This window comes from Mycobacteroides saopaulense, from assembly GCF_001456355.1.
GTDB classification, from domain to species: domain Bacteria; phylum Actinomycetota; class Actinomycetes; order Mycobacteriales; family Mycobacteriaceae; genus Mycobacterium; species Mycobacterium saopaulense.
This window is the reverse complement of the sequence record NZ_CP010271.1, coordinates 2,117,567-2,130,943: the sequence shown is the minus strand read 5'-3', so window position 1 is coordinate 2,130,943 and position 13,377 is coordinate 2,117,567. Positions and strand designations below refer to the sequence as shown.

Genomic DNA, 13,377 nt, shown 5'->3' with positions numbered 1-13,377 from the left:
ACCCAAGCGGTTGGGAGGTGCCATGCGTTTACGCCGGAGTGTGTCCGATGGGCCCGGCATATCCCGTCGGCGGTGTGGCAAAGGATTCGCGTACTACACCGCGGACGGCGAGCTGCTATCCGATGAGAAGGCGCTAGGCCGTGTCAATTCACTTGTGATCCCGCCGGCCTGGAAGCAGGTCTGGATCAGTCCGCATGCCAACGGCCACATTCAGGCGGTCGGCAGGGACTCCGCGGGCCGGCGCCAGTACATCTATCACGAGGCATGGCAGAACGATCGTGCGGAAGAAAAATTCGACCGGGTGCTGGACCTTTCGCGGCGTTTACCTGCGCTACGCGCGAGACTAGATGAAGACCTAGACATGCGAGGCGCCACGCGGCAACGAGTTCTCGCGCTTGGTCTGCGACTGTTGGACCACGGCCACTTCCGTTCCGGCGGTGATGAATACGCGGATGAGAACGACTCCTACGGGGTGGCCACGCTGCTCCCGAAACATGTCCTGGTGCGCGGCGAGTCCGCAGTTTTCGACTACCCCGCTAAAAGTGGTGTTCGGCAGTATTTTGAGGTCACCGACGCAAAGGCAGCACGTACCATCAAGGCCCTGCTTCGCATTAACGACGGATCGCATCGACTCTTGCAGTACCGCAACGGTTCTGGACTCACCGAGGTCCATTCCGCTGATCTCAACGATCGTTTCAGGGAGCTGGTGGGAGAAGAGTTCAGCGTCAAGGATTTGCGCACATGGCATGCGACGGTGCTGGCGGCCGTCGAGTTTTCAGAGGTGGCGCCCGCCATGGAGCGAAGACAGATGGCGCGGGCTAGGTCCGAGGTCATGAAACGGGTCGGTGCGGCCTTGGGCAATACCGCTACGGTGGCCCGCGATTCCTACGTCGACCCACGAGTTGTACACAGTTATCGGCGAGGACGGACCATCGCATCGGCGGTGCGACGCGCGGGACACAAGGATTCCGATACCGCCGCAGCCATTCTGGACAAGGCCACCTATCAACTCATCCAACGTGCCGGAAAATAGAACGACCGGGGGCGGGGAATCACCATCCAGAAACGGGCGACAGGCCGTCATGTCGACTCGACGGATTCGCACCACAATCTCACCAAGACAGGCCTTTACTTCCCGCCAGACGGTTCATCAACTCCTGCCCGAGCTAGAAATATGCGCTCAACGGCCGGCGGCGAGGGAGCCCAGTTCGTGTTCCCACACCCAGTCTGCGATAACGGGATCATCACGGCCGTGTTCTCGGGTGTACCGGCATGCCGCTATGCGGTCGTCGGCCATTTCCTGGCGCAGGCTTGTCGCACGGCTTCCCAGCCCCTCTACCCGGTCAATCACATCCATGACGAGGTGAAAGCGGTCTAGGTCGTTGAGCATCACCATGTCGAACGGCGTGGTAGTGGTGCCCTTGTCCTTGAAGCCGCGCACGTGCATGCGGTCGTGATTCGTGTGTCGGTAGGCGAGGCGATGGATCAGCCACGGATAGCCGTGATAGGCGAAGATGATCGGCTTGTTTGGCGTAAAGAGTGCGTCGAAGTCACTGTGCGACATGCCATGTGGATGTTCCGAGGCCGGCTGTAGACGCATGATGTCCACGACGTTGATTACCCGGACTGCGAGTTCTGGCAGCCGACGGCGCAGGATGTCGGCTGCCGCCAGCGTTTCCAACGTCGGGACATCTCCGGCACAGGCGAGCACGACGTCGGGTTCGTTCGACGAATTACTGGCCCAGTCCCAAATGCCCAGCCCTCGTGCACAATGGGCTCGCGCAGCGTCCATGTTCAGGTAGGTCAATGCCGGTTGTTTGCCTGCGACAACAACGTTGACACAGTGGCGACTGCGCAGGCAATGGTCGGTGACGGCCAGGAGGGTATTGGCATCGGGTGGCAGGTAAACGCGAACCACCTCTGGCCTCTTGTTCGCGACATGGTCGATGAACCCCGGGTCCTGGTGTGACGCGCCATTGTGATCTTGGCGCCACACGTGGGACGTCAAGAGGTAGTTCAGCGAGGGGATGGGCTGACGCCAGGGGATCTGGCTGCTGCTCGACAACCATTTGGCGTGTTGGTTGAGCATCGAATCGACAATGTGTGCAAAGGCTTCATAGCAGTTGAAGAGGCCGTGGCGCCCCGTGAGAAGGTATCCCTCAAGCCAGCCTTGGCACAGGTGCTCGGAGAGCACCTCCATGACCCTGCCCTCGGGTGCCAAGTGTTCGTCGGTCGGTTCCGTGTCTTCCAGCCACACCTTGTCGGTGCGTTCGTAGACCGTTGACAGTCGGTTGGACGCCGTTTCATCAGGGCCCATCAGACGGAAGTTTTGCGGGTTGAGATCAATGACATCGCGAAGGTAGGAGCCGAGTACCTTTGTGGCCTCGGCGCTCGCAGTACCAGGGGGCCCTATCGGGACGGCGTAGCGATCGATGTCGGGTAGGTCGAGCTCGCGAACCAATAGGCCGCCATTGGCATTCGGGTTACTACCAATCGTTTTCTCCATACGGGGAGCCTGTCCCGCGATCTCCGGGCGCAGCGCGCCGCGGTCATCGAACAGTTCGTCCGGACGGTAGCTCTCCAGCCAGTTCGCCAACTGCCTCAGCTGGGCAGGGTCGGATCGGCATTCAGCAAGGGGCACCTGGTGGGAACGCCATGTCCCCTCCACGGGCAGTCCTTCCACCATTTTCGGTCCGGTCCACCCCTTGGGTGTGCGCAAGACGATCAGCGGCCAGCGGGGAAGCTGTGTCACTCGTGCTTGTCGCGCCTCCAGCTGAATGTGCGCGATGCGGTCGAAAGCCCAATCACAAGCGGCGGCCAACTGCTGGTGTACATCCGCGGGGTCGTCTCCGGCAACTACACGGGGCTCGTGACCATATCCGGTCAGAAGCGCACATAGATCATCTTCTGGGATTCTTGCCAACACCGTTGGGTTCGCGATTTTGTACCCGTTCAGATGCAGGATGGGCAACACTGCTCCGTCGGTGGCCGGGTTCAGGAATTTGTTCGAATGCCAACTGGCGGCCAGCGGGCCCGTCTCGGCCTCGCCGTCACCGATGACACAGGCAACCACTAAGTCCGGGTTGTCCAGAGCCGCACCATAGGCATGCGCCAGGGCGTATCCGAGCTCACCGCCCTCGTGAATCGACCCTGGAGTCTCCGGAGCCGCGTGGCTGGGGATACCACCGGGAAAGGAAAACTGCCGGAACAGCTTCCGAAGGCCGTCCAGGTCGTCGCCGATGTGGGCATAGAAACGGCTGTAACTGCCCTCAAGGTAACCATTGGCTACTACACCGGGGCCTCCGTGGCCCGGACCGGTCACCAGCATGATATCGGTATCCCTTTGGCGGATGATGCGATTGAGGTGCGCGTAGACGATGTTGATACCCGGCGTAGTACCCCAGTGGCCCAGCAGGCGCGGCTTGATATGGCTGGCCGCCAAAGGTTCACGCAAGAGTGGATTGTCCAGCAGATAGATTTGGCCCACCGATAGGTAGTTCGCCGCGCGCCAGTACGTATCGATTCGCCGGACTTCGTCAACGGAAAGAGGGCGCGAGTAGCGAACGGAGTCTGAATCATTCACCGGCAGTGCGGAAGTACTCACGAGATTGCTCCCGTCGCGACGTGATTGTGGAGTGGCCTCGCAGTCGTAGATGGTGATCGCCCCGCCCCGAACCCGTATGAATCCCCGCTTTTCAAGCTCGTGCAAGACGTGGCAGATCGATTCGCGCGATGTCCCCACAAGTTCGGCAAGCTGATGTTGCGACAAACCATGCTCCACGGACACCGAATCTCCATCCTGAGTTCCAAATCGTTGCGCCAGGTCGAGTAACTGCGCCGCCACGCGTGCCGCGACATCTGAGTAAGGGACGTCCGCTACCTTGCGGGTGGCCTTACGCATTTGACGCGCCAACACCCTGAGCAGCTGCTGAGCGGCCTCACTTTCCTGAGCGATCCACCAGTGAATGGTTTGGCGATTCAGAGTCATTGCGACCACCGGGGTGAGCGCCCGGGCCTCCGACGATCGTGGTTCCGAGTCAAACGTCGACAGTTCGCCGAACATCTCGGCAGGCCCCGCCAATGTTGCAAGGCAGCCCACGCCGTCGCGAGAACGCCGGCTGAGCGAGACCTTGCCTTCGACGACCAGATAAATGCAGTCACCCGCGTCCCCCGGGCTGAAGATCACCTCGCCTTGCCGAAAATGCTCACGAGTCAGGCGGTGTGCGACAGCCGACATCGTCGAAGTATCCATACCCCGGAATACCGGCGTCTCCCTTACCGCGTTCAGCACAGTCTCTCCGTCTCGTGTGGACAGTGATATAACGCCTGCCTACCCGTTCTAGGTACGGCCAAACTGGGTATGAAGGGGACAGATGGGAGAGCGCAGTGGTGAACGCAGCCTCACGGCAATCGGATCCGCAGACTGACTTTGCCGAGCTCATGGGTCAGCTGGACCATCCGATGTACGTGGTCACACTGCACGGAACTGACGGCCCTTCGGGCTGTCTCGTTGGGTTCGCCGGTCAGGTCAGTATTGACCCGCCGCTCTTTCTGGCCGGCCTCTCCACGCGGAACCACACCTGGCGGGTTTCACGCGGGGCTAGGCACCTGGCCGTTCATGTGATTCCGCAGACCGAGACCGAGCTTGTGCACCTCTTTGGCGAGCTCACCGGCGACGACGTCGACAAGTTCGACGCGTGTTCCTGGCATATTGGCCCCCAGGGGGTTCCGATCCTGGACCGTTCGTCGGCGTGGTTTGTGGGCGAGATACTGACGCGAGTCGAACTCGGCGATCACGTCGGCCACGTGCTGGCACCGACCGCTGTGAGCAGACCCGCGGAGCTGCCCAGCTATGTCACGTCCCGGGACGCCACCGGGCTTAGTCCAGGCCACGAGGCGTAGGGGCCCGGGGTACGACCCGTTTGGCGGCCGCGGTGGCTGGGTACACGCTAGCCATGAACCGGATGCTGACGGCCGTCGAACCTCGGCTCCCACAGCCGCGGGGGCCGCTATCGACAGTGGTAATCGACTTGCTCGCCGAACAGCCGCCCGCGAGCCATGCCGACGATATCGAAGATCTATTGGCTGCGGCCGACCCGTATGGGCTCGATCTACAGCTTGCGTTGTACGTCTGTTACGAGCTGCACTATCGGGGCTTCGCAGGCGTGGACGCCCAGTGGGAGTGGGATGCCGGTCTGCTGCGCCTACGGCGACTCATGGAGCAGGACATGCTGACCAGACTCGAGCATGATGCCGGTCAGGATTCACACGAGTATGGGATCGCAGCCGAACTGGATGCTCTGATCTGGGGACGAGAGGACGATTCGAATCTGTCCGCATATCTGTCGGACCACGCGTCATGGGAACAGATGCAGGAATACTTCGCTCACCGCTCGCTCTACCACTTGAAGGAGGCCGATCCGCAGGCATGGGTGATTCCCCGCCTCTGTGGTCAGGTCAAGGCCTCGTTTATGGCCATCGAGTTCGATGAATTCGGCGGGGGCCACGGAAATAGGTTGCACCAGCAGCTGTTTGCCGACCTACTTGAAGCCGCCGGTATGAACCCCGCGTATCTCGGCTATCTCGATCGCGCCGCCGCCGAATCCCTGGCGGCGGTCAATGTCATGTCTCTGTTCGGTTTGCACCGTGCGCTACGCGGGGCGGCCGTCGGACATTTCGCGGCGACGGAGATCACCTCGCCTCCTGGTTCACGGCAGATGGTCCGCGGGCTGCAGCGGCTGTCCGCTCCGTCGGAGTGCATCGACTTCTACCAGGAGCATGTCGAAGCCGATGCGGTACACGAGGAGGTCGTTCGATCCGACGTGGTGACCGGTCTGGTGGAGACAGATCCCGGCGTGAGCGGTCAGATCGTGTTCGGTATGCGCGTCTTCCGGCTGATGGAGCACCGCCTGGCAGACCATCTGATGAGTAGTTGGGCGCTGGGACGGACATCGTTGAGCCGTGCTCTGAATTAGCGCTTCTTGCACCGCTTCTTCGTTCGCCTGTTTCCACGATGGCTTGTGTCGCACAATGGATAACAAGAACTCTTGTGACACATACAAATAGCCACCTGGAATCGGTCCGAGGTAACCGTCTCGCCGCGGAGAAGCCGGATCTCCACTGGGCCCTCGATCATCATCGGACCTGAGGGAACGATCCGGATTGCGCGGCGGTCACGATGGCTCATGAAAACTTCGCCGCCACCACTGCCAGCCGTTCGACGCGGCGCCCCTTTTGAAGCCGGCCCATTCTCTCAAGCCACGCCGCACGCGCCGACATCACGGGACCAAACGGAACGTACTGCTCGGCAGCGATTTCCGCCTTCAGTCCACTGGCATTGAGCGTGTGCACTGTTTGGGCGATATCGGCAAACTCGGATTGTACGACAAGCAACACTCCGCCCGGCGCGAGAATCTCGCGCGCGTGGGCACACAGCGGATCGAGCACCAGCCGACCGCTGACCCCGGCATGGAATGCCAGTGCCGGCCCCGCCGAAGTGGGAACGTTGTCACTCAATATGACCCGACGGTCGCCCGGCACGTACGGCGGATTGGCAAGCACCAAATCGAAGGGTTCACGGCCTGCCGCCCTTGTCCAATCACCCTGAACAACATCGATATTGAATCCCGTTCTGACCGCGTTTCCCTTGGCGCATTTTACCGCGTGGGGACAAATGTCAAACGCGACAACGCTCGCAGCACCGAGCCGTGCAGCCTCCAACGCTAAATAACCAGTGCCGGTATACAAGTCACACACACGGCGGCCTTCGGGCGGAGCGATTTGCCTCATCGTACCAATCAACAACAACGAATCATGCTGTGGTGCATATACACCCGGGTCTACTTGAACCGCGCGGCCCAGGGAATGGTCGAGCAACACAGGCGCCTCCTTGACTCCGCACAGCCATCGAGCCTTGAATTCCCCCCAGGCCGGGAATCAAACATCTCCTGGCCACGCTAGTTCCCACGCTTTGGGCCATTCCGGGGTGGTGCCCGTCGGTGTATCGGCATAGTGTGGATGAAGCAGACGTGGCGCCTACATGGTTTGACCTAGCAGATAGCGTTCACCGACACGCCCTAGACCGTGGCCCGTCGTCACAGCCGCCGAGGTTGAGGTGATCGACCAGGGGCCGCGCGCCGTCGACAGCATTGGGAGGGTTCTACACATGGAATGCCCTGTGGATGTCCCGGAGCTCGGACGCACGGAGGCAAGATCCAAGCAAGGCGCTGCGCCTGAAGACTATTCGGATGTACCGGATATGTTTCGGGCTCTGGCGAACTTGTCGCCGGGTAGTCCGACATACCAGTGCTGCCGCGAGCGGATTGTGAATAGGTGCCTGCCCTTAGCAGACAATGTCGCACGTCATTTCGATCGCCGTGGCGAAGACCTTGAAGATCTGGTGCAAGTGGCTCGGGTGGGTCTGCTGAATGCCGTCAACCGCTTCGATCCAGAAAAGGGTTCCAGCTTCCTCGGTTTCGCTGTTCCCACCATGATGGGCGAGGTGCGCCGCCACTTCCGCGATCACGGATGGTCGATGCATGTCCCGCGGGCAATCCGAGACAGGCATGTGCAGATCGCCAGGGCTACTGCGGAATTGACCCAGACGCTACAAAGGGCACCCACGGCCGGCGAATTGGCGGACGAGCTGGGTATCAGCCGCGAAGATGTCGTGGAAAGCCTCGTCGCGGCGGACGCCTATCAACCTCAGTCAATCGAGGCACCGTTGGCACGCGGGGACGAAGAATCCAAACATCTGACCGATCTACTCGGCGACACAGACCCAGCGTTGGAACACGTCACCAACCGCGAGTCCGTACGTCCGCTGCTAGCCAGGCTGCCTCCTCGTGAGCGCATCGTCCTGGAGCTTAGGTTCTTCAAGGGCATGACCCAGAGCCAAATCGCCGGGGAGATCGGTGTCTCGCAGATGCACGTGTCCCGGATCCTGAGCGACACCCTGCGATGCCTGCGGGAACAGCTGCAGTAGTCAGCCATGACCGGCGATTAACCACCTCGTCAACGGGTATCACCTCATGCACATACCGGAGGTGAGCCATGAACGCGCTTGCGTTAGTACGCCGCTTTGCCAACTTTGTGCGGCAGGGTTATCCGCGGAACGTGTCAACAGTCGGGCACTGCTCGCTCATCGCGCTTATGCCTGGTACCGCCCAACCTGACCAGATTCAAACTAATCAAAATTAGCTTAACGATGCAAACCGCTGTCGGTGCCGTGGATAAGGGTTTGCGCTACACGGGTTCCGTGCCCAGATGCATTGTGGTCGAATGCGAGTAGGGGTAGCGTCATGACCAGGTTGAGTCCACAGCCGCGCAGGATCTGTAGATGCCAGTGCAGTGCTTGGGCCTCTATATCGGGCTAGTCGCCTGGTGTCTCCAATCCGAAAAGAGTGCACGCTTCGATCGATGGAGTCATACATGTCTGTCATTGACCAAAATGCATCACGTTTCGCGGCTCGAACCAAATCCGGTGTCATTTCACTGTTTTCATCCACGGACGACACCGCGCGGTTCACAGCACACTGGCATCGTCCCTCGGCCGTTCTCGTAAGGGCTGCGGGGGAAATCGATGCCGTGAACGCCCGCCACCTCGTGGAGTACGCGACCCGCTACCTGGATGGGCACCGGACGCTGGTGCTTGATTTACAAGGGCTGCAATTCTTCGGAACCGACGGTCTGGTGGCGCTGGACCAGATACGTCGCCACTGCGCCGTGCAAGGTATCGAATGGTCGGTGGTCCCGGGCCGCGCTGTCACGAAACTACTCGATATCAGCGGAGACAGCAGTACCTTCCCGCTGAGTGATTCGATTCCGGACGTGTGGAGGAAGCTGGCACTCTAGTCGAGCACTATCCGTGGGCCACACGCACCGCAGCCACGGTGTCTCGCCGCGTGGTCATGGCGATACCGACAATACGGCCGGCCGCGTCATCTGGGTGGTCCCGCTCGAAGGTCTCGACGTGGTCCACGAGCGAATTGAGAACATGCCAGCTGAAACTGTCCAGCGGAAAGACATCCCCAGGCACGCAATGCGTATAGGCCACGATACCGAGCCGATCTGGTTGAAAGTCCAATCGGACGGTCAGGGTGGCATCGGATACGGCAGCCTTAATGAGCCGAGTGCACGCTTCATCCGTGGCCAATTTGAGATCGGCGACAGTGTCCATGTCCACATCATCGAAGGTCGTAGCGGCGGCCACGACGGTGCGTATCATCGCCAGATTGTCCAGCCGGGCAGCCATTTCAAACGTAAGGGATCGGTCGTCCAGGCGACTGCCGGATTCAGTGGTGTGAGCCTCGGTCATATCTCTCCCAATATTTCCTGCGCTCGAGATTACCCGGATCATCGGCGCACAACCAATACCTGCCAGCAGCCGCTCGACATCCACGCCGAATTTTGCGTGCCGCCAAGGAGGATAGGTAACGAAAGTATACCTGTTCCCCTGCCGCTACGGAACGAGCCAACGTAATCCATGACTAGATCCTTGTCCACGAAACGGTTTGCGCCGGGACGGTTCGCGCCAGGGTGCCCTCGCGAGACGGGGAAGCTCGCTCCGCAAGGGCGTACACCGCATAGGCAGAATGCAATACCGGCTGTGCAACATTGCGAACAGGCGTCCCTCCGGGTGTACTGCCGCGCTCGGCGCCGGCATGTGCGTGTCCGTGCACCGCGAGGTCGGCGTCTGCGGCATCGATGGCCTCTCCAAGAAGATACGATCCCAAGAAGGGGTAGATTTCTGGAGGCTCACAGCCAAGCGTTTCTGGGGTCGGCGCATAGTGCAACAACGCAATTCGCAGATCTGTGTCGAGATCACGCAGGGCCCGTGCAAGCCGATCCGCATTCGATTGCGTATACCCGATGAACGCCTTCATCTCCGCTTCGCCGAAGTTGCTTCCGCAGCGGCCCGCGAAACCGCCTCCAAAACCTTTGATGCCGGCAATGCCGACAGAGAGGCCCGCAATATCGATACGAAATACATTGCCATCCAGAACAATAATGCCTCGACTGCGCAATATCTCCGTGATCTCCGGAACCTGGTTGGCGTGGTAGTCGTGATTTCCTAGCACCGCGATGACGGGAACAGCGAGCCCACCGAACTCGGACGCAACGACCGTCGCCTCGGCCACTGTTCCGGTCCGTGTCAAATCGCCGGCCAGCAGCAAGATGTCCGCATACTTCTCGATGTCCTGGAACGCCGGCCGAAGCTGCATCCCGGAATCTTCCCCCAGATGTATGTCGCCGACGGCCGCGATGCGGATCATCAGATCAGCTCCTCACGACCGGGCTTGCTCGTGTCAGACACTCGTACCATGTTCTGAATTGCCATGCCGGGCGCATACTCCCGCGCCACGACCGAGAGCATTTCCCTGCGCTGCGGGCAATCGACCTCACCGTCCAATGCCAACGTTTCACCGCTGAACGTCACCGACACACCCAACTCCGCGGTCCTGGGGTCCTCAGCCAGTCTGCGGCGTAGCTCAGCCTCGTCATATTGGGTGTTTACCTGAGAAGAAACGCTACTCAAGTTCACAATGCCCAAATTCACGAGAAGGTTCAGAAAGGCTGTTGCGTAGGGTGATCGATGCGTAGAGCGCTGCACCTGCAGCCAATCGACCTGCTCCCTGATCGCCCGTGCGATCCTGAGCACCGGGCCAAAATCACAGCGATGCGAGTCAAGTACCAGCAATTTGTCCACCATGAGATCCGTCGCGGTGACAACAGGTGCTCGAGTCGGCCCGATCTGCATCGACTCGGCTCTATTCAAGAAGTCGTTGTCAACGGGCCTATCGTTGGGGCAGAAGATAATGTCCACCAGCACATTCCCGTCATATGCCTTGGTAAGCCAGCTCTCCGGCGGGTCCTCCAACCGCAGGCCTGCAGCCTGCAATGCGCGCAGACTGTCTCGTACATCCTCCTCTCGGAGGAAGATATCGATGTCGTGCGTCGTCACTGGCCCGCCACGCGCATAGACGGCGCATCCACCAGCCACCGCGAAGGCAATCTCATTCTGCGACAACGCGGATACCACCCTGGTAAGAGTCTGAAGCAGCGCCTGTTCATTCATGGTGTACGTCAGCTACCCGCTCTGCCTCAGGCTCAATCATCCGCTATTCGATATCGGATCGCGTCTCATGATGCAGACGGTGGTGGACTTCCTCCTGTTCGTAGACCTCGCGCTCTTCGATGTCAATCGCCTCCTCGTTGGCGGCCGGGATAGCACTAATGAGCTCGTCCAGCTTGAGTAACACCGCATTGGTGTCGCGGTTGGTGGTGTGCTGGATCAAGAACAACATGAGGAGACTGACCAGTGCCCCCGCGGAATACACCAGCGTCTGCCACCACGCCGGAAATTCGGTGACAAGTCCGGAAACGAGGAGGAGAAAAGCCACAGCGATAGCTGCCAGTGATGACCAGATCGAACCAGCCCACCTAGTGATCACTCCCGGTAGCACAGCCAGTCGGGACCGGTAACCTGCAACACCTTTAGGGTGAATCCGTGCTCTCATGCTCTTCGAGTCCTACCGCGTCGAGAAGCTCACTTCTGTCCTTACCGAGTTGAGAAGCCAAGTCTGGGTTCATCTGTGCCAGGGCATCAACGATGTCCGCCAGAGCATCGGCGATTCCGTTGAGCTTCTGTTGAACCGCGTTATCCGATCGTCGCTGTGTGTTCTGCAAAAGCGCCACTAGCAGGAAAGTGATGATGGTGGTGAGTGTGTTGATAACCAGTTGCCAGGTATCGATGTTGAACAACAGAAACGTTGGCGCCCACAGCACGACCAGCAGCACGCAGACCACGAAGAACCAGGGCTGCGAGACGTATCCAGACATGACCGTTGCGAATCGGTCGAACGCGGATACCCGTTGATCTACATCGGACGGATAGACAGCTTTCTGGTGGGGACGGGTGCTACCACTCACTACTGTGCTCCTCCTGCTCATCGCCCGAAATACCCAGCACCGCAACCTTTAAACGGATGCGTCCACCAGTGGGATTGATCACCCATGTTTGAGCCGTGCGACAGCGGTAATTCTGCAACTCGACGGGGAGAGCACAAAGTCGAGTTCGCCCCGTCGGCATCAGCCAGTAAGTGGAAACAGCGTAGATGGAGGACGCATGACCGAAAAGAACAGCGGGCCACAGGAAGCCGTTCGCGGCGTCGTCGAGGATGTGAAGGGAAAGACCAAGGAAGCGGTCGGAACCGTTACCGGACGGGACGACCTGATCGAGGAAGGCAAGGCCCAGCAGGACAAGGCAGAAGCGCAACGCGAAGCAGCGCGCAAGGAAGCCGAGGCCGAGAAGGCCAGGGCGGAAGCAAAATCCGACGAGAAGCGTCAAGAGGCGCACGAGTAGCAGACATGCGATAAGGGGACGACCGCTGCGGGGGTCGTCCCCTTATCGCATGTTCCGACGTTATTCGTGCCGAAGGGATTCCATTCTACGAACCCGTCTACGCTCGATGTGCAACCACAGCCAGCCCAGAAGAAAGAATATCAGCGCGGCAGCACCCCCGATCAAAGTCCAGCCATAGAACTGATACGCGGCGGCGGCCAGGCCCAGCACCACCGCGATGACCCCCAGCGCGATGAGCATCAACCCCGGCCATGCCGCCCTGTCTTTCAAAGACTCGCCGGCATGAGGGCGGAATGTGCGAGCATGGTCCACGGGGTCATTGGCAGTTTCACGCATGATTTCTCCTATTAGCCTGAAGGGTAACGGTATTCGCGCAACAGCCGCGCAAGGTGTGCAGCATTGCGTGCCGCCGAGGCGGTGGCAGACTCGACTGCCTTGGGCGTCTCCGAGAGCTCCCGATAGTCCGTAGTGTGCATGGCCTCGCCGTTCCAGTACGTGCAGCCCTGCGCGGGCACGCTGTAGCCAATATCGTTGAGCGCCTGAAAGAGATCGGCGGTGATCTTGTGTGCGCCATCCTCATTTCCCACCACGGCCGCGACGGCGACCTTGCCCGAGAGCAGGGGCCTGCCGTCCTCATCGGTCGCAGAGAGCTCTGCGTCGAGCCGTTCTAGAACACGTTGGGCCACACTGGACATATGCCCCAGCCAGGTGGGTGTGCCTAGAATCAGGATGTCCGCACCAAGTACCTTGTCACGCAATTGCGGCCACTGGTCGCCATCGCCCATGTCTTGCTCGACCCCTGGATGGATGTCGTAATCCACGCATCGCACGCTCTCGCACTGGATGCCGTCCTCGCGCAACACTGTGGCCAATTGATCTATCAGCAGTTCGGTACTCGACTGCTCGCTGTGATGCTTGAGGCTGCAGATCAAGCTCAAGGCTCGCAGCGGTTCTTGGACGATGGCCATCTTTCGGCAGTACCCACCGGCCCCGTCCGTCAAACCCGACCGCGG

16 protein-coding genes and 1 pseudogene are annotated in these 13,377 nt (G+C 60.1%); 6 read left to right on the top strand and 11 right to left on the bottom strand.

The features are described from left to right. The first annotated feature begins 22 nt into the window (after positions 1-22). On the top strand, positions 23-1,033 hold the full coding sequence (locus tag MYCSP_RS10620; protein WP_088413750.1) for a DNA topoisomerase IB: 1,011 nt from the start codon (positions 23-25) through the stop codon (positions 1,031-1,033). Between the two features lie 147 nt (positions 1,034-1,180). On the opposite strand, the gene MYCSP_RS10615 is transcribed toward MYCSP_RS10620, so the two are convergent. Both MYCSP_RS10615 and MYCSP_RS23495 read right to left on the bottom strand, forming a co-directional pair. Beyond that, positions 1,181-3,583: a phosphoketolase family protein gene (locus MYCSP_RS10615; RefSeq protein ID WP_167346537.1), complete on the bottom strand. Its 2,403-nt coding sequence runs from the start codon at positions 3,581-3,583 to the stop codon at positions 1,181-1,183. 66 nt (positions 3,584-3,649) lie between these two features. After that, a pseudogene (locus tag MYCSP_RS23495) lies at positions 3,650-4,237 on the bottom strand (Crp/Fnr family transcriptional regulator); the annotation flags it as partial. Positions 4,238-4,440: 203 nt separating this feature from the next. Here MYCSP_RS23495 and MYCSP_RS10610 point away from each other — a divergent pair. Next, positions 4,441-4,902: a flavin reductase family protein gene (locus MYCSP_RS10610; RefSeq protein ID WP_083016859.1), complete on the top strand. Its 462-nt coding sequence runs from the start codon at positions 4,441-4,443 to the stop codon at positions 4,900-4,902. Positions 4,903-4,955: 53 nt separating this feature from the next. Further along, positions 4,956-5,975: an iron-containing redox enzyme family protein gene (locus tag MYCSP_RS10605; protein ID WP_083016580.1), complete on the top strand. Its 1,020-nt coding sequence runs from the start codon at positions 4,956-4,958 to the stop codon at positions 5,973-5,975. Here MYCSP_RS10605 and MYCSP_RS10600 read toward each other — a convergent pair. Both MYCSP_RS10600 and MYCSP_RS10595 read right to left on the bottom strand, forming a co-directional pair. Further along, complete coding sequence (locus MYCSP_RS10600) at positions 5,972-6,139, bottom strand: CDGSH iron-sulfur domain-containing protein (RefSeq protein WP_088413748.1); 168 nt, start codon at positions 6,137-6,139, stop codon at positions 5,972-5,974. The two genes, MYCSP_RS10605 and MYCSP_RS10600, sit on opposite strands and share 4 nt — an antisense overlap. A 44-nt stretch (positions 6,140-6,183) precedes the next feature. Then, positions 6,184-6,879 (bottom strand): HemK2/MTQ2 family protein methyltransferase, encoded by a 696-nt coding sequence (locus tag MYCSP_RS10595; protein ID WP_083016587.1) that lies wholly within the window; start codon positions 6,877-6,879, stop codon positions 6,184-6,186. Positions 6,880-7,165: 286 nt separating this feature from the next. Here MYCSP_RS10595 and MYCSP_RS10590 point away from each other — a divergent pair, with 286 nt between their 5' ends. Together MYCSP_RS10590 and MYCSP_RS10585 are read left to right on the top strand one after the other, a co-directional pair. After that, positions 7,166-7,984, top strand: a complete 819-nt coding sequence (locus MYCSP_RS10590; protein WP_070912612.1) for a SigB/SigF/SigG family RNA polymerase sigma factor — start codon at positions 7,166-7,168, stop codon at positions 7,982-7,984. A gap of 446 nt (positions 7,985-8,430) precedes the next feature. Continuing rightward, on the top strand, positions 8,431-8,853 hold the full coding sequence (locus MYCSP_RS10585; protein ID WP_083016862.1) for an STAS domain-containing protein: 423 nt from the start codon (positions 8,431-8,433) through the stop codon (positions 8,851-8,853). Positions 8,854-8,860: 7 nt separating this feature from the next. Here MYCSP_RS10585 and MYCSP_RS10580 read toward each other — a convergent pair whose 3' ends face one another. The 5 genes from MYCSP_RS10580 to MYCSP_RS10560 all read right to left on the bottom strand — a co-directional run bounded on the left by MYCSP_RS10580 (position 8,861) and on the right by MYCSP_RS10560 (position 11,931). Further along, positions 8,861-9,316, bottom strand: a complete 456-nt coding sequence (locus tag MYCSP_RS10580) for an ATP-binding protein (protein ID WP_088413747.1) — start codon at positions 9,314-9,316, stop codon at positions 8,861-8,863. A 172-nt stretch (positions 9,317-9,488) separates the two neighbouring features. Next, positions 9,489-10,274, bottom strand: coding sequence for a metallophosphoesterase family protein (locus MYCSP_RS10575; protein ID WP_088413746.1), 786 nt, complete (start codon positions 10,272-10,274; stop codon positions 9,489-9,491). After that, complete coding sequence (locus tag MYCSP_RS10570) at positions 10,274-11,077, bottom strand: nucleotidyltransferase family protein (protein WP_083016594.1); 804 nt, start codon at positions 11,075-11,077, stop codon at positions 10,274-10,276. The genes MYCSP_RS10575 and MYCSP_RS10570 overlap by 1 nt, the downstream gene beginning before the upstream one ends. 43 nt (positions 11,078-11,120) lie before the next feature. After that, positions 11,121-11,519 (bottom strand): low affinity iron permease family protein, encoded by a 399-nt coding sequence (locus tag MYCSP_RS10565; RefSeq protein WP_070912616.1) that lies wholly within the window; start codon positions 11,517-11,519, stop codon positions 11,121-11,123. Continuing rightward, complete coding sequence (locus tag MYCSP_RS10560) at positions 11,497-11,931, bottom strand: low affinity iron permease family protein (protein WP_162266230.1); 435 nt, start codon at positions 11,929-11,931, stop codon at positions 11,497-11,499. Before MYCSP_RS10560 ends, MYCSP_RS10565 begins: the two co-directional genes overlap by 23 nt. A gap of 196 nt (positions 11,932-12,127) precedes the next feature. Here MYCSP_RS10560 and mbp1 point away from each other — a divergent pair, with 196 nt between their 5' ends. Next, on the top strand, positions 12,128-12,364 hold the full coding sequence (mbp1, locus tag MYCSP_RS10555; protein ID WP_070912618.1) for a microaggregate-binding protein 1: 237 nt from the start codon (positions 12,128-12,130) through the stop codon (positions 12,362-12,364). Between the two features lie 60 nt (positions 12,365-12,424). Here mbp1 and MYCSP_RS10550 read toward each other — a convergent pair whose 3' ends face one another. Together MYCSP_RS10550 and MYCSP_RS10545 are read right to left on the bottom strand one after the other, a co-directional pair. Continuing rightward, positions 12,425-12,700, bottom strand: coding sequence for a hypothetical protein (locus tag MYCSP_RS10550; protein ID WP_070912619.1), 276 nt, complete (start codon positions 12,698-12,700; stop codon positions 12,425-12,427). Positions 12,701-12,711: 11 nt separating this feature from the next. Continuing rightward, positions 12,712-13,332, bottom strand: a complete 621-nt coding sequence (locus MYCSP_RS10545) for a flavodoxin family protein (protein WP_162266229.1) — start codon at positions 13,330-13,332, stop codon at positions 12,712-12,714. Positions 13,333-13,377 lie beyond the last annotated feature (45 nt).